This window comes from Phenylobacterium composti DSM 19425 (assembly GCF_059568645.1).
The window spans coordinates 77,844-92,023 of sequence record NZ_JCANTT010000011.1; the positions used below are offsets into that span (position 1 = coordinate 77,844).

Consider the following 14,180-nt stretch of genomic DNA (forward strand, 5'->3'; position numbering starts at 1 on the left):
TCTTCCCCGAGGCGAGTGGGCGCCGATTACAGGGAAACGGCCCCTGCCGCTAGACGCCGCTGAACAGATGCCGGCTGGGGCACAGGTCGGCCACCGGACATTGCTCACACTTCGGGCGACGGGCGACGCAGATGTAGCGGCCGTGCAGGATCAGCCAGTGGTGGGCCCGGGTCAGGTAGGGCTCGGGGACGATGGCCATCAGCTCGGCCTCCACCGCCTCCGGCGTCTTGCCCTGGGACAGGCCCAGGCGATGGGAGACGCGGAAGACGTGGGTGTCCACGGCGATGGCCGGCTCCACCCGCAGCTCGTTCAGCACCACCGAGGCGGTCTTGCGGCCGACGCCGGGGAGGGCCTGCAGCTTCTCGCGCTCCAGGGGCACCTCGCCGCCGTACTCGTCCACCAGGATCTGCGCCATGCGGATGACGTTCCTGGCCTTGGTGTTGAAGAGGCCGATGGACGAGATGAAGCCCTTCAGCCCCTCTTCGCCCAGGGCCAGCATCTTCTGCGGGGTGTCAGCGACCTCGAACAGTCTGGCCGTGGCCCTGTTCACCGAGACGTCGGTGGCCTGGGCCGACAGGGCGACGGCGACCACCAGAGTGTAGGGGCTGTGGTAGTCGAGCTCGGTGCGCGGGTCGCTTTCGTCGGCTTCGAAGCGGGCGAACAGTTCGGCGATCCGGGCCGTCTCGGCGGGCGGCAGGGGTTTGCGTTTCAGGGCCTTGGCCATGGCGCTAGATGGCCTGCGCCGCCCGGCCGCCACAAGTCCGCCCAAAGGGAGTGGAGCGCCGCCGACGGGCGAATTATCCTCCGGCGTCGATGGTCCCGGCGCTCTACATGGATGCGGTGATCACTCCGAACCGGTCGCTGTCGGAGCGGGGGTTCGTCATCCTCATCAGCATCATCACCCTGGCCAATGTCGCCTCGGCTGCGGTGTTCGTGGCCATGGGCGCGCACTGGGTGCCGGTGTTCCTGGGGGTGGACCTCGCCGCGGTGGTGGTCGCCTTCCTGATCAGCTTCCAGCGGGCCCGCAATGTGGAGCGGGTGCAGGTGACGCCGCACCGGGTGGTGGTCACCTATGAGACGCCGAAATGGACCCGGGTGGTGTGGGAGAGCCCCACGGTCTTCACCCGCGTGGCCGTCGACCGGGACGAGTCCGACGGCCGGGTGATCGAGCTGAAGCTCGCCCTGTCGGGCCGGGAAACGCCGGTGGCGACCGCGCTCAGCCCCCGGGAGCGGGCCGACTTCGCGGAGGCGCTGGAGACCGCCATCTGGCGCGCCAGGCGCGGGGGCTGACCCGCGCCCTAGAGGATGAACTTCGACAGGTCCGCGCTGCTGGCCAGCTCGCCGATGCGCGACTGCACATAGGCCGCGTCCACCGTGATGGTCTCGCCGGCGCGGTCGGCGGCGGTGAAGCTGATCTCTTCCAGCACCTTCTCGAGCACGGTCTGCAGGCGCCGGGCCCCGATATTCTCCACCGAGCCGTTCACCGCCACGGCGGCGTCGGCGAGGGCGTCGATGGCCTCCTCGGTGAAGACCAGGGTCACGCCCTCGGTGGCCAGCAGGGCCTGGTGCTGGCGGATCAGGTTGGCTTCGGGCTCGGTAAGGATGCGGCGGAAGTCCTCGCGGGTCAGGGCCTTGAGCTCCACCCGGATGGGCAGGCGGCCCTGCAGCTCGGGCAGCAGGTCCGAGGGCTTGGCCACATGGAAGGCGCCCGAGGCGATGAACAGGATGTGGTCGGTCTTCACCGGCCCGTACTTGGTGGAGACGGTGGTCCCCTCGATCAGCGGCAACAGGTCCCGCTGCACGCCTTCGCGGGAGACGTCGGCCCCGGCGCGGTCGGCGCGGGACGCTACCTTGTCGATCTCGTCGAGGAAGACGATGCCGTGGTTCTCGGCGAGCTCCAGGGCCTCCTGGGTCAGGGCCTCCTGGTCGAGGAGCTTGTCGCTCTCCTCGGCGATAAGCGGGACCCAGGCGCCGGCCACGGTGGTCTTGTGGGTCTTGGTGCGGCCGCCGAAGGCCTTGCCGAACATGTCGCCCAGGTTCAGCACGCCCAGCGAGGCGCCGGGCTGGCCGGGGATCTCCATGGCGCCGAAGGGCGAGGAGGTGTCGGCGAGCTGCAGCTCCACCTCCCTGTCGTCCAGTTCGCCCGCCCGCAGCTTGCGGCGGAAGGCGTCCCGGGCGGCGGTGGAGCCGGGACCGGTGAGGGCGTCCAGGATGCGTTCTTCGGCGGCGGCCTCGGCCCGGGCCTTCACGGCCGCCCGGCGCTTCTCGCGCACCATGCCGATGGCGCTTTCCACCAGGTCCCGGACGATCTGGTCGACGTCGCGGCCCACATAGCCCACCTCGGTGAACTTGGTGGCCTCGACCTTCAGGAACGGGGCCTGGGCCAGCCGCGCCAGCCGCCGGGCGATCTCGGTCTTCCCGACGCCGGTGGGGCCGATCATCAGGATGTTCTTCGGCGTCACTTCGTCGCGCAGGTCGTCGGGCACGCGACGGCGGCGCCAGCGGTTGCGCAGGGCCACGGCCACGGCGCGCTTGGCCTCGGGGTGGCCGACGATGAAGCGGTCGAGTTCGGAGACGATCTCGCGCGGGGAGAATTCGGTCATGGGGAAAGCCAGATAGTCACTCGGCGGCGGGCTTTTGAGGCGTGGGGGCCTCGAGCAGTTCGTCGAACAGCAGCCGCCAGCCCTCGGCGTCGTTGCGCCAGATGCGCACGTAGTGGCCGCGCTTCTCCGCGCCGTCGGCGGTCCAGCGGGCGGCGCCATAGGTCCAGGCAAGGTCGCCGGCGGCGGACGCGCGGCCGCCCAGGGGCGCAAAGTCGATGGCCTTGGCGCGGGTCGCCAGCTCGGCGGCGTTCTCGTCGCGGCTGGCGGGCGGCCGGGCCTTGGAGCCGGTGATGCGCCCGTCGTCGGCGAGCACGGCCAGGAAAGCGTCGGCCACGTCGGTCCGGGCTGCGGCGTGGAGCGCCTTCTCGGCGGCCGTCACCTCGGTCATGGCCTGGGCGGGCGAGCCCGCCTCCCGGGCGGCGAGCCGGGCGTAGGCGACGGGCGAATCCTTGGGGCCGGCGCCCTCGGTGCTGCTGGGCGGGCCGCCGTCGAACAGCCACTTCCAGCTTCCGTCCGGCTGCTTGGCCCACACCGTGAAGTACCAGGCCCGAGGCTGGCCGTCATAGGTGTAGGGCCCGGTGGTGAAGCCGAGGTCGCCCGAGCGGGAGATGCCCGCCCAGAGCGGCCACCAGACCAGGGCGGGGCCCTTGGGCTGGGGCTTGCCATAGACGGCGTGGGCGAGGCGCGGCTCGGGGGCGAAGACGATGCCCTCGGGGGCCGAATGTTTCAGGAAGCTCGCCTGGACGCCCAGTTCCAGCCCATCGGCCGCAAAGGCCCGCTCGGCGGCCACGACGGGCGCCGGATCGACCTGCGCCGCCAGGGCGGGGCTGGCGAGGAGGGCCAGGGCCAGGGCCGCCCCGCGGGCGTCACAGGGCTTCAACGGTGAGCTCCCCATTGGTGTAGACGCAGATCTCGGCGGCGATGGCCATGGCCTTGCGGGCCACCGCCTCGGCGTCGAGGCCGTCCACGTCCATCAGGGCGCGCGCCGCGGCGAGGGCGTAGTTGCCGCCCGAGCCGATGGCGGCCACCCCATGTTCGGGCTCCAGCACGTCGCCGACCCCGGTGACCGTGAAGATGCTGTCGCGGTCAGCGACCAGAAGCATGGCCTCCAGCCGGCGCAGGTAGCGATCGGTGCGCCAGTCCTTGGCGAGATCCACGCAGGCCCGGGCCAGCTGCTCGGGATACTGCTCGAGCTTGGCCTCCAGGCGCTCGATGAGGGTGAAGGCGTCGGCGGTGGAGCCGGCGAACCCGGCGATCACCCGGCCGCCCGCCAGGCGGCGGACCTTGCGGGCGGCGCCCTTGACGACGGTCTGGCCCATGGACACCTGCCCATCGCCGGCGATGACCGTCTTTCCACCCTTGCGCACGGCCAGGATGGTGGTCCCGTGCCAATCGGGGAAGGCTGCGCTATTCGACATGGGCGCGATGTGAGCAGGGCGGCCGGCAAGGTCAAGCGGGACGGGATCTCGGCGAATGAGTTTCACCGACGAAGAGATCGAGCGCTACGCCCGGCACCTGGTGCTCCGCGAGGTGGGCGGCCCCGGCCAGCAGAAGCTGAAGGGGTCCAGCGTGCTGATCGTGGGGGCCGGCGGGCTCGGGGCCCCGGCGTCGCTTTATCTCGCCGCCGCCGGCGTCGGCACCATCATCCTGGCCGACCCCGACGAGGTGGATCGCTCGAACCTGCAGCGGCAGGTGATCTACGCCGAGGACGACCTCGGCCGGGCCAAGGTGGACGCCGCCGCCGACCGGCTGCACGCGCTCAATCCCCACGTCTTCGTCGCCGGCTTCAACGGCGCCCTCGAGCCGTCCAACGCCGACGAGCTGGTGGAGGGCGTCGACTTGGTGCTGGACGGCACCGACAGCTTTTCCGTCCGCTTCGCCGTCAACGCGGCCTGCGTCCGGCACGGCAAGCCCCTGGTGTCGGGCGCCATCGGCCGGTGGACGGGGCAGGTGGGGGTGTTCGGCCGCCAGCCCTGCTACCGCTGCCTGGTGCCGGAGATCCCGCCGGACGCCGAGACCTGCGTGGCGGTGGGCGTGGTGGGCGCCCTGCCCGGGGTCATCGGCTCGATGATGGCCATGGAGGCGATCAAGCTGATCACCGGCGCGGGCGAGCCCCTGAGCGGGCGGCTGCTCATCTACGACGCCCTGGCCGCCGAGACCCGGACGGTGAAGGTGGCGGGCGATCCGGAATGCCCGGTGTGCGGAACCGCAGCTTCGCGGCCCTGACGCGCCCTAGAGCATCTGCGGCAGGACGCGGTCCGGCGGGCGGTGGCCGTCCATCCAGGTGCGGATGTTGATGATCACCTTCTCGCCCATGTCCACGCGCGCCTCGACGGTGGCCGAGCCCAGGTGCGGCAGGAGGACGGCGTTGGGCTGTTTCAGCAGCTTGGGATTGATGTGCGGCTCGAACTCGAACACGTCGAGGCCCGCGCCGGCGATTTTCCCCTCGGCCAGGAGATCGGCCAGGGCGTCCTCGTCGATGATCTCGCCCCGGGCCGTGTTGATGACGATGGCGTGGGGCTGCAGCAGCTTCAGCCGCCGGGCCGAGAGCAGGTGATAGGTCGCCGGGGTGTGCGGCGAATGCACGCTGATGATGTCCATCCGGGCCAGCATCTGGTCGAGGCTGTCCCAGTAGGTGGCCTCCAGCTCCTCCTCGATGCGGGGGCTGACGCGCTTGCGGTTGTGGTAGTGGATCTGCAGGCCGAAGGCCTTGGCCCGGCGGGCCACGGCCGAGCCGATGCGGCCGAGGCCGATGATCCCCAGCCGCTTGCCGGTGACCCGGCGACCCAGCATCCAGGTGGGCGCCCAGCCGCGGAACTCGCCGGCCTGGACCACATTGGCGCCCTCCACGATCCGCCGGGAGACGGTCATCATCAGGGCCATGGTGAGGTCGGCGGTGTCCTCGGTGAGGACGCCGGGGGTGTTGGTGACGGTCAGGCCCCGGGCGTGGGCGGCGGCCACGTCGATGTGATCCACTCCGGCCCCGAAGTTGGCGATCAGCTTCAGCCGCTCGCCCGCATGGCTCAGAAGCTCGGCGTCGATCTCGTCGGTGATGGTGGGCGCCAGGACATCGGCGCGCTTCACCGCGTCGATGAGCGCCGCCCGGCTCATCGGCTGGTCGGTGAGGTTCAGCTCGGTGTCGAACAGCTCCCGCATCCGGGTCTCGACCGAGTCCGGAAGCTTGCGCGTGACGATGACTTTCGGCTTTCGGGCGGCCATTCTTGCAAAAAGCTGGATGCGAACTGAAAAGGGACGTTTCGGGGGGCGCCGCTGCTTCGCGGCGCGCAACTCGGGAGACCCTTAGCAAAGGGCCCGTGGACGGCCAAGGCGAGGCGAAGTCGTGAAGGTTCCGGGCGCGGGGGCGCCGAAGATTGCGGCCAGGGGAGCCCTGATCGGGACGGCGCTGGCCGTGGGCCTGGGCGGGATCGTGCTCGCGGCCGACCGGCCGACGCCCTCGGGCCTGCCGGTGCCCCGCTATGTGTCGCTGAAGTTCGGCAAGGTGAACGCCCGGGGCGGCCCCGGCGACGACCACCGGCTGCTGTGGGTCTACCGCACCAAGGGCCTGCCGGTGCAGGTGGTGGCCGAGACCGCCGAATGGCGGCGGGTGTGCGACCCTGACGGCGGGCTCGCCTGGGTTCACAAACGCGTCACCGACGGTCGCCGCTCGGCGATGAACGCCGGCCCCCGGCCTGCGCCGCTGTACCGCAAGCCGAAGATCGGGGCGGAAACCGTGGCCTATCTCGCGCCGCGATCCCTGGCCTCGCTCGTGCGTTGTCAGAAGGGCTGGTGCCGGGTGAAAGCCGACAATGCGACCGGTTGGGTGCGGGAAGGCGCCCTCTGGGGGACGGCCGAAGCCCCGCAATGCCGTTGAGGCCGGGGCCGGGCTCTGGTAGGCGGCAAGCCTCTATGGATACGGAATTGATGAGATGAGCCCGGTTAAGGCCAAGGATCATTACAGCTACGAAGAGCTCCTGGCCTGTGCGCGGGGCGAGATGTTCGGCCCGGGCAACGCCCAGCTTCCGGCCCCGCCGATGCTGCTGTTCGATCGCCTGACGCACATCGACGACCACGGCGGCGAGTTCGGCCTCGGCTATATTGAGGCGGAGTTCGACATCCGGCCGGACCTCTGGTTCTTCGACTGCCACTTCCTCGGCGACCCCGTCATGCCCGGCAGCCTGGGCCTGGACGCCCTGTGGCAGCTGGTGGGCTTCTACCTCGGCTGGATCGGCGGCAAGGGCCGCGGCCGCGCCCTGGGCTGCGGCGAGGTGAAGTTCGCCGGCGAGGTCACGCCGGACATCAAGCTCGTCACCTACAAGATCCAGATGAAGCGGGTCATCAACCGCCGCCTGGTGATGGGCATCGGCGACGGCGTGCTCGAAGCCGACGGAAAGCCTATCTACACGGCGTCCGACCTGCGCGTCGGGCTGTATCAGCGGCCGTAAGGCAAAGAAGCCGCGTCACGGAAGGAAACCATGCGTCGCGTCGTCGTCACCGGTATGGGCGTGGTCTCGTCCATCGGCAACAACGCCAATGAAGTGCTGGCCTCGCTGCGCGAAGCGAAGTCGGGGATCAGCGCTGCGCCGGAATATGCCGAGCTCGGCTTCCGCTGCCAGGTGCACGCCGCCCCCCAGATCGACTGGGAAGCGATGGTGGACCGCCGGGCGGCGCGTTTCCTCGCCCAGGGCACGGCCTTCGGCCACATCGCCATGGAGCAGGCGATCGCCGACTCCGGCCTGGAAGAGTCGGAAGTCAGCCATGAGCGCACCGGCCTGATCGTCGGTTCGGGCGGCCCGTCCACCCGCGCCATCGTCGAGGCCGCCGCCACGGCCAGGGAGCGCGGCCCCAAGCGGATCGGCCCGTTCGCCGTGCCCAAGGCCATGAGCTCGGGCCCGTCGGCGACGCTGGCCACCTGGTTCAAGATCCGCGGCCTCAACTTCTCGATCAGCTCGGCCTGCGCCACCTCCACCCACTGCATCGGGACCGCCTATGAGCAGATCCTGATGGGCAAGCAGGACGTGGTGTTCGCCGGCGGGACCGAGGAGCTGGACTGGACCCTCAGCGTTCTGTTCGACGCCATGGGCGCCATGAGCTCGAAGTTCAACGACCGGCCGACGGCGGCCAGCCGCGCCTATGACGTGGACCGCGACGGCTTCGTCATCGCCGGCGGGGCGGGCATCCTGGTGCTCGAGGAGTACGAGCGGGCCAAGGCGCGGGGCGCGAAGATCTACGGCGAGATCGTGGGCTACGCGGCCAATTCCGACGGCTACGACATGGTGGCGCCCTCGGGCGAAGGCGCGGCGCGCTGCATGAAGCTCGCCATGGAGGGGCTGGGCGGCCGCAAGATCGACTATCTGAACCCGCACGGCACGGGTACGCCGGTGGGCGACGTGAAGGAGATGGAGGCCGTCCGCACCGTATTCGGCGACCAGGCCCCGCTGATTTCCTCCACCAAGAGCCTGACCGGCCACAGCCTGGGCGCCGCCGGCGTGCAGGAGGCGATCTACAGCCTGCTGATGCTGAACAACGGCTTCGTGGCCGAGAGCGCCAATATCGAGAATCTGGACCCGGCCTTCGCCGACATGCCCATCGTCCGCGAGCGTCAGGACCGGGAGCTCGAGACGGTGATGAGCAACAGCTTCGGCTTCGGCGGCACCAACGGCTGCCTGGTGATGGCCAGGGTCTGACCCTGGCCGAGCTGCCGCCCGGCGTGCCCGCTCCGCCCCGCGAGCCCTCGCGGGAGGAGTGTTGCGGCCGCGGCTGCGAGCCCTGCATCTTCGACTATTATGAGCGCGCGCTGGACCGCTGGGCGCAGCGCGTCCGGGCCCTTGGCCACGATCCGGACAAGCTGAGGCAGGGGTGACATGCCCCGGCCAACCGGCCTAAACCCGCGCCGAAACACGACCACGAAGGGAGAATGACGTGGCCGACGACTATCAGATGCCGGCTGGCGAGCTGATGAAGGGCAAGAAGGGGATCGTCACGGGCGTGGCGAACCACCAGTCCATCGCCTGGGGCATTGCGCGGCAGCTTGCCGCCCAGGGGGCCGAGATCGCCTTCCTGCACCTGCCGGGCATGGAGCGCCGGGTGCAGCCCCTGGCCGAGGAAATCGGCGTGAAGGTGGTGGCGCCCATGGACGTCACCGACGACGCCTCCATGGATGCGGCCTTCCAGACGGTGAAGGACGCCTTCGGCGAGATCGACTTCTTCGTCCACGCCATCGCCTTCGCCAACAAGGACGAGCTGAAGGGCAGCTTCGTGGACAACACCACCCGCGAGGGCTTCCTGCGGGCGATGAACATCTCGGCCTTCAGCTTCGTGGACTGCGCCCGCCGGGCCGCGGCCATGATGCCCGAGGCGGGAGGCTCGATCGTCACCCTCACCTACATGGGCTCGGAGCGGGCGATCCCGAACTACAACACCATGGGCGTGGCCAAGGCCGCCCTGGAAGCCGCCGTGCGCTACGCCGCCCGCGACCTCGGCCCGCGGGGCATCCGCGTGAACGCCATCTCGCCGGGCGCCATGAAGACCCTGTCGCTGGCGGGCATCTCCGGGGGCCGCGGCATGCTGGCCAAGGGCCGCTCGCTCAGCGCCATGAAGGAGGACACCTCCATGGAGGGCGTCGCCGGCTGCGCCCTGTGGCTGCTCTCCGACCTCGGCAAGTCCACCACCGGCGAGTGCGTCCATGTGGACGCCGGCTTCCACATCATGGGCTTCGCGGACGACGAGACCCAGGCCGGCTGACGACGGCGTTCCGGCCCGGGGCTGTCCGGGCCGGACACCTCGGGCCGCACCCTCAGGCCGGAAAACCTCAGGCGGGGGCGTAGGCGCGCATGAAGCGCCGGGCGGCCTCGGTGGCGATGCGTTCGATCCGGGCGGGATCCAGCATCTGCGGCGCGCCGAGCAGGGCGGCGGTCTGGTACGAGCCGATCACCATGCCGGCGAAGAACTCGGCCGCCTCCTTCGGGTCGGGGCAGTCGAGACGCCCGGCCCGGGTCTCCATCTCCAGGAACTCGGCAAGGCGCAGCCGGCTCTTGCGCGGGCCGGCCTCCCAGATCGCGCGGCCGAGGTCGGGGGCCTCGATGGCTCCCATCATGGCCACCCGCAGAAAGGCCTGGGAGCGCTCGCTCAGCACCTTTTCCAGCAGCACCCGGGCGAAGCCCGCCAGGGCCGTCTCGGGATCGGCGACGGCTTCCTCCGTCTCCAGGGGGGCCACCAGCTCGTGGATGCGCCGGGACGTGAGCGCCTGCACCAGCTCGGCCTTGGAGCCGTAGTGGTTGTAGATCGTCTGTTTGGAGACCCCGGCCCGGCGGGCGATCTCCTCCATGGGCGCCGAGACGCCGCGCTCCATGAAGACGTCCAGGGCGGCGTCCAGGATGGCCTCGCTCTTGGCGACGTCGATCTGGCCCGGCAGCCGCGCCATCAGTGGCCCCCGCCCTGAACGGCGCCCGGCTTGCCGCCGGAGGTGAACAGCGCCAGCACCGCCGCCACCCAGCAGCCCAGGGCCAGGACGGCGAAGGCGTCGCCGAAGGCCAGGGTCTGGGCCTCGCGCTGCATCATCATCGCCACGGCCTTGCGCGCCAGGCCCTCGGGATCGGCCACGCCGTTGGCGGTCACCATCTCGGTGAGGCCGCCGTAGAGGTTGGCGGTGGCCGCATGGGCCACCGAGGCGGCCGAGGCGATGTCGGCGTAGTGCACGGCGCCCTGGTGGCTGAGGATGGTGGACAGCATGGCCAGGCCGATGGCGCCGGCCACGTTGCGGATCAGGTTAATCAGGCCAGAGGCGTCCTTCATCATCGAAACGGGAAGGCTCGCCACGCTCATCTGCTGGGCGGCGATCATGGCGATCATCGAGCCGATCCCCCGCACGATCTGCAGCACCAGGAATTCGTGAAAGCCCCACTCGGCCGTCACCCGCACGCCCTGCTGGATGCCCCAGGCGCACATGGCGAAGCCGACCACCATCGAGACCCGGGCGTCCACCATCCGCACAATGCGGCCGGCCAGGGGGGCGCTGAGGAACATGGTCAGGCCCGAGACCAGCATGGTGTTGCCGACGTCGGACGAGGAGAAGCCGCGGATCTGGCCGAGGAAGAGCGGCAGCAGGAAGGTGCCGCCGAACAGGCTTGCCCCGGAGATGAAGGTCATCACCATGCCGAGGGAGAAGTTCCGGTCGCGGAACGGCTTCAGCGAGACGATCGGCTGCCAGTAGGTAAGCTGGCGCCAGATAAAGATCACGCCCGTGAGCACGGCGGTGACCGACAGCCACAGGATCAGGTCGTCCTGGAACCAGCCCTCGCTGTTTCCCTCCTCGAACACGTACTGCATCGAGAGCAGGAAGACCGTCATGAAGCCCAGGCCCCACCAGTCGATGCCCTTGGCGAGGCTCGGGTCGCCCCGGTCGAAGTCGGCGTAGCGGCCTACCAGGAAGATCACCAGCACGCCCACGGGCACGTTGATGAAGAACAGCCAGCGCCAGCTGAGCATGTCGGTGAGGTGGCCGCCCAGGGTCGGGCCCACCGTGGGCGCCAGGGTGACGATCAGGCCGACGATGACATTGGCGGTGATCCGCCGCTCGGGCGGGAAGACCGTCATGGCCGTGGCGAAGATCGGCGGGATCATCGCGCCGGCGAAGATGCCCTGGAGCGCCCGGAAGAAGATCATCATCCCCACGGACGACGACAGGCCCACGGCCACCGAGGTGATGAGGAAGCCGATGCAGGCGACCACATAGAACGACCGCGTCCCCCACATCTTCGTCAGGTACGCGGTGAGCGGCATGATCACCACCTCGGCCAGGAGGTAGATGGTCTGCACCCAGCTGATCTCGTCGGCGGTGGCGCCGATGCCCGCCTGGATCTGGGTCAGCGAGCTGGCCACGATCTGGATGTCGAGCATGGCCATGAACTGGCCGATGACCATGCCCCCGAAGCCGAGGAAGACCTTGGTCCAGTCCACGGGCTGGGCCGCAGGCTCGGCCGGGGCCGTCCGGACGGCCTTGACCGCCTCGTCGTCCGGATGCAGGACCGCGTCGCTCATCGCCGGGCGCCCTTAGGGCGTGGCCCCGTGCCGGGCGTAGCGAGTCGGAATGGCGCCGGTCTCGGCGAAGCTGGGGCCGGTGTCCTCGCGCACGTCCACCTTCACCTTCAGCGACAGACCGGGGCGCAGGGCGCTGGCCAGGGGCTGGCTGCGGTCGACGGCGATCCGCACCGGCAGGCGCTGGGCGATCTTGGTGAAGTTGCCCACGGCGTTCTCCACCGGGATGAGGGCGAACTCGGCGCCGGTGGCGGGCGCGAAGCTCTCCACCTTGCCCTTGATGGCCTGGTCGCCGAAGGCGTCGGCGCGGATTTCCACCGGCTGGCCGATACGCAGCCGGGCCACCTGGGTCTCCTTGAAGTTGGCGACCACATAGGACTGGCTGAGGGGCACGATGCTCATCAGCGCCGCGCCGGCGCGGACATACTGCCCGGGGCGCACGCTGCGGGCGCCGACGACGCCGGCGGTGGGGGCGCGCACCTCGGTGCGGGTGAGGTCGATGCGGGCCTGTTCCACGGCCGCGCGAGCGGCCTCGGCCTGGGCGAGGCTCTGGGCCCGGGCGGAATCGAGCGAGGCGGCCGACCGGCGCTCGGCCTCGAGGGCGGCGGCGGCCTGGCTGACCGCAGCGCGGGCCTGCTGTTCGGCGGCGCGGGCGGTCTCGGCGCGCTGGGCGGAGACCCAGCCCTCGTTGGCCAGGCGGCCGTAGCGGTCGAGTTCGGCGCGGGCGAGGTTCGCCTCGGCCCGGGCGGCTTCGACCGCCGCCTGCCGCTGGGCGATCATCGCCTGTTCCAGCCGCACCTTGTCGTCCACCTGCCGGACGCCGGCTTCCAGCGCCTGCGCGTTGGCCTCGGCTTGGGCAAGGCGCGCCTTGATGCTCACGGGGTCGATGCGGACCAGGACCTGGCCGGGCTGGACGGTCTCGTTGTCGTTGACCAGCACCTCGGCCACATAGCCCTCGACCAGGGGCGAGATCGTCACGGTGTCGGCCTGGACGAAGGCGTTGTCGGTGGTCTCGAAGCTCTGCCGGTCGATCCACCACAGCCCGCCGCCTACGGCGACCGCGAGGGTCGCGACCCCGCCGGCGATGATGGGAACCAGACGCTTTCTTGGCAGCCCCGCCATGTTTGCAGAACCCTGGAATTCAAAAATGGACCGAGCAGTCCAAACCGGTCGAGCAGATAGGGGCGTTATGGGAGCGCCACAAGGGAAACTTGGACGGCTGCGTCCATTTTTTATCGGCCGCTGGCGAAGGCGCGCCGCCTGGCGTAGGGGTCGGACATGAGCGGGCCTGCAGACGACTTCTCCGCGGACGTGATCATCGCCGGCGCCGGCATGGCCGGGGCGACCCTGGCCCTGGCGCTGCATCGGGCGGGGCTGAAGCCGGTGATGGTGGACCCGGCGCCCTTCGACGCCCAGCTGGCGCCGACCTTCGACGGCCGCGCCTCGGCCATCGCCTACGCCGCCTATCGCCAGTGGAAGGCCCTGGGCCTGGGCGAGGTCCTGGACCCGCACGCCCAGCGGATCGAGCAGATCCTGGTCACCGACGGCCGCACGCCGGGCGCGGCGGCGGGGCCGCAGACGCCTTTCTTCCTGCGCTTTGACAGCGACGAGATCGCCGACCGGTCCGAAGGCGAGCCCCTGGGCTACCTGCTGGAGAACCGCCGCATCCGGGCCGGCCTCGCCGCCGCCGTGACGGCCGAGGGGATCGAGGTCGTCGCCCCCATGCGGGTGACGGGCTATTCGGCGACGCCGCGGGCCGCCAGGGTCGCCCTGGCCGACGGGCGCACCCTGACCGCGCCGCTGGTGGTGGGGGCGGAAGGCCGGGGCTCGGTGATCCGCGAGGCCGCGGGCATCGGCGTCATCGGCTGGACCTATGGCCAGACCGGCGTGGTGGCCACCGTGCGCATGGCCCGGCCCCACGGCGGCGTCGCCCACGAATATTTCCTGCCGAACGGGCCCTTCGCCATCCTGCCGCTCACTGAAAACCGGGCGAGCCTGGTCTGGACCGAGAGCACCGCCCGGGCCGAGGCCCTGAAGTCGGCCAGGCCTGAGGTCTTCCAGGCGCATCTGGAGCGGCGCTTCGGCGACTTCCTGGGCGAACTGGAGGTCCTGGGGCCGGTCTTCACCTACCCCCTGTCGCTGCAGCTGGCGGAACGCTTCTTCGGCCCCCGCGTGGCTCTGCTGGGCGACGCGGCCCATGGGGTGCACCCCATCGCCGGCCAGGGCCTGAACCTGGGCCTGAAGGATGTAGCCGCCCTGGCCGAGGTGCTGGTGGACGCCGCCCGTCTGGGCGAGGACATCGGCTCGGAGGTGGTTCTGGAGCGCTACGCCGCCTGGCGCCGCTTCGACACGGTCACGCTATCGGCGGGGATGGACGCCTTCGTGCGCCTGTTCTCCAACGACAACCCGCTGGTGCGCATGGCCCGGGGCGTCGGCATGGCGGCGGTGAACCGCATCGCCCCGGCCCGGCGGTTCTTCATGCACGAGGCCGGCGGCGCCGTCGGCCAGCTGCCGCGCCTCCTGCGCGGAGAGGCGCTGTAGCGG

At 70.5% G+C, this 14,180-nt stretch carries 16 protein-coding genes; 8 read left to right on the forward strand and 8 right to left on the reverse strand.

Annotated features, from left to right (window positions below):
* Window positions 1-49 precede the first annotated feature (49 nt).
* Window positions 50-724: an endonuclease III gene (gene nth, locus BO64_RS03330; RefSeq protein WP_496401855.1), complete on the reverse strand. Its 675-nt coding sequence runs from the start codon at window positions 722-724 to the stop codon at window positions 50-52.
* 89 nt (window positions 725-813) lie between these two features.
* Here nth and BO64_RS03335 point away from each other — a divergent pair, with 89 nt between their 5' ends.
* Window positions 814-1,290 (forward strand): DUF2244 domain-containing protein, encoded by a 477-nt coding sequence (locus BO64_RS03335; RefSeq protein ID WP_496401856.1) that lies wholly within the window; start codon window positions 814-816, stop codon window positions 1,288-1,290.
* An 8-nt stretch (window positions 1,291-1,298) separates the two neighbouring features.
* On the opposite strand, the gene hslU is transcribed toward BO64_RS03335, so the two are convergent.
* From hslU to hslV, 3 genes are read right to left on the reverse strand one after another with little or no spacing between them, the layout of a single operon-like run.
* Complete coding sequence (hslU, locus tag BO64_RS03340) at window positions 1,299-2,603, reverse strand: ATP-dependent protease ATPase subunit HslU (RefSeq protein ID WP_496401857.1); 1,305 nt, start codon at window positions 2,601-2,603, stop codon at window positions 1,299-1,301.
* Window positions 2,604-2,619: 16 nt separating this feature from the next.
* Complete coding sequence (locus BO64_RS03345; protein WP_496401858.1) at window positions 2,620-3,483, reverse strand: nuclear transport factor 2 family protein; 864 nt, start codon at window positions 3,481-3,483, stop codon at window positions 2,620-2,622.
* The gene (gene hslV / locus BO64_RS03350; protein WP_496401859.1) at window positions 3,470-4,021 is read right to left on the reverse strand and encodes an ATP-dependent protease subunit HslV; all 552 of its coding nucleotides are present in this window, start codon (window positions 4,019-4,021) and stop codon (window positions 3,470-3,472) included. The genes BO64_RS03345 and hslV overlap by 14 nt, the downstream gene beginning before the upstream one ends.
* 55 nt (window positions 4,022-4,076) lie before the next feature.
* Here hslV and BO64_RS03355 point away from each other — a divergent pair, with 55 nt between their 5' ends.
* Window positions 4,077-4,829 carry a HesA/MoeB/ThiF family protein gene (locus tag BO64_RS03355; RefSeq protein ID WP_496401860.1) on the forward strand — a complete coding sequence of 251 codons (753 nt, stop codon included), beginning with the start codon at window positions 4,077-4,079 and terminating at the stop codon, window positions 4,827-4,829.
* A 6-nt stretch (window positions 4,830-4,835) separates the two neighbouring features.
* Here the strand turns inward: BO64_RS03355 and BO64_RS03360 are convergent, their stop codons facing one another.
* Window positions 4,836-5,822 (reverse strand): 2-hydroxyacid dehydrogenase, encoded by a 987-nt coding sequence (locus BO64_RS03360; RefSeq protein ID WP_496401861.1) that lies wholly within the window; start codon window positions 5,820-5,822, stop codon window positions 4,836-4,838.
* Window positions 5,823-5,943: 121 nt separating this feature from the next.
* Here BO64_RS03360 and BO64_RS03365 point away from each other — a divergent pair, with 121 nt between their 5' ends.
* Genes BO64_RS03365 through BO64_RS03385 form a run of 5 tightly spaced genes read left to right on the forward strand, consistent with a single transcriptional unit; the run spans window position 5,944 to window position 9,344 of the window.
* Window positions 5,944-6,474 (forward strand): SH3 domain-containing protein, encoded by a 531-nt coding sequence (locus BO64_RS03365; RefSeq protein WP_496401862.1) that lies wholly within the window; start codon window positions 5,944-5,946, stop codon window positions 6,472-6,474.
* 55 nt (window positions 6,475-6,529) lie between these two features.
* Window positions 6,530-7,045, forward strand: a complete 516-nt coding sequence (gene fabA, locus BO64_RS03370; protein WP_496401863.1) for a 3-hydroxyacyl-[acyl-carrier-protein] dehydratase FabA — start codon at window positions 6,530-6,532, stop codon at window positions 7,043-7,045.
* A gap of 30 nt (window positions 7,046-7,075) precedes the next feature.
* Window positions 7,076-8,287, forward strand: coding sequence for a beta-ketoacyl-ACP synthase I (gene fabB, locus BO64_RS03375; protein WP_496401864.1), 1,212 nt, complete (start codon window positions 7,076-7,078; stop codon window positions 8,285-8,287).
* A 23-nt stretch (window positions 8,288-8,310) separates the two neighbouring features.
* Window positions 8,311-8,463 carry an oxidoreductase-like domain-containing protein gene (locus tag BO64_RS03380; RefSeq protein ID WP_496401865.1) on the forward strand — a complete coding sequence of 51 codons (153 nt, stop codon included), beginning with the start codon at window positions 8,311-8,313 and terminating at the stop codon, window positions 8,461-8,463.
* Between the two features lie 59 nt (window positions 8,464-8,522).
* Window positions 8,523-9,344, forward strand: a complete 822-nt coding sequence (locus tag BO64_RS03385) for an enoyl-ACP reductase FabI (RefSeq protein ID WP_496401866.1) — start codon at window positions 8,523-8,525, stop codon at window positions 9,342-9,344.
* A gap of 67 nt (window positions 9,345-9,411) precedes the next feature.
* Here BO64_RS03385 and BO64_RS03390 read toward each other — a convergent pair whose 3' ends face one another.
* Genes BO64_RS03390 through BO64_RS03400 form a run of 3 tightly spaced genes read right to left on the reverse strand, consistent with a single transcriptional unit; the run spans window position 9,412 to window position 12,758 of the window.
* Window positions 9,412-10,023, reverse strand: a complete 612-nt coding sequence (locus tag BO64_RS03390) for a TetR/AcrR family transcriptional regulator (protein WP_496401867.1) — start codon at window positions 10,021-10,023, stop codon at window positions 9,412-9,414.
* Entirely contained in the window at window positions 10,023-11,639 is a 1,617-nt protein-coding gene (locus tag BO64_RS03395) for a DHA2 family efflux MFS transporter permease subunit (RefSeq protein WP_496401868.1), read from the reverse strand. The genes BO64_RS03390 and BO64_RS03395 overlap by 1 nt, the downstream gene beginning before the upstream one ends.
* A 12-nt stretch (window positions 11,640-11,651) precedes the next feature.
* Window positions 11,652-12,758 (reverse strand): HlyD family secretion protein, encoded by a 1,107-nt coding sequence (locus tag BO64_RS03400; protein WP_496401869.1) that lies wholly within the window; start codon window positions 12,756-12,758, stop codon window positions 11,652-11,654.
* A 156-nt stretch (window positions 12,759-12,914) separates the two neighbouring features.
* On the opposite strand from BO64_RS03400, the gene BO64_RS03405 reads away from it, so the two are divergent.
* Entirely contained in the window at window positions 12,915-14,177 is a 1,263-nt protein-coding gene (locus tag BO64_RS03405; RefSeq protein WP_496401870.1) for a UbiH/UbiF/VisC/COQ6 family ubiquinone biosynthesis hydroxylase, read from the forward strand.
* Window positions 14,178-14,180 lie beyond the last annotated feature (3 nt).

Excerpts from the sequence above, each read along its gene's own strand:
- nth (WP_496401855.1), bottom strand. The coding sequence starts at position 724 with ATGGCCAAGGCCCTGAAACGCAAACCCCTGCCGCCCGCCGAGACGGCC.
- BO64_RS03335 (WP_496401856.1), top strand. The coding sequence starts at position 814 with ATGGTCCCGGCGCTCTACATGGATGCGGTGATCACTCCGAACCGGTCG.
- hslU (WP_496401857.1), bottom strand. The coding sequence starts at position 2,603 with ATGACCGAATTCTCCCCGCGCGAGATCGTCTCCGAACTCGACCGCTTC.
- hslV (WP_496401859.1), bottom strand. The coding sequence starts at position 4,021 with ATGTCGAATAGCGCAGCCTTCCCCGATTGGCACGGGACCACCATCCTG.
- BO64_RS03355 (WP_496401860.1), top strand. The coding sequence starts at position 4,077 with ATGAGTTTCACCGACGAAGAGATCGAGCGCTACGCCCGGCACCTGGTG.
- BO64_RS03360 (WP_496401861.1), bottom strand. The coding sequence starts at position 5,822 with ATGGCCGCCCGAAAGCCGAAAGTCATCGTCACGCGCAAGCTTCCGGAC.
- fabA (WP_496401863.1), top strand. The coding sequence starts at position 6,530 with ATGAGCCCGGTTAAGGCCAAGGATCATTACAGCTACGAAGAGCTCCTG.
- fabB (WP_496401864.1), top strand. The coding sequence starts at position 7,076 with ATGCGTCGCGTCGTCGTCACCGGTATGGGCGTGGTCTCGTCCATCGGC.
- BO64_RS03390 (WP_496401867.1), bottom strand. The coding sequence starts at position 10,023 with ATGGCGCGGCTGCCGGGCCAGATCGACGTCGCCAAGAGCGAGGCCATC.
- BO64_RS03395 (WP_496401868.1), bottom strand. The coding sequence starts at position 11,639 with ATGAGCGACGCGGTCCTGCATCCGGACGACGAGGCGGTCAAGGCCGTC.
- BO64_RS03400 (WP_496401869.1), bottom strand. The coding sequence starts at position 12,758 with ATGGCGGGGCTGCCAAGAAAGCGTCTGGTTCCCATCATCGCCGGCGGG.
- BO64_RS03405 (WP_496401870.1), top strand. The coding sequence starts at position 12,915 with ATGAGCGGGCCTGCAGACGACTTCTCCGCGGACGTGATCATCGCCGGC.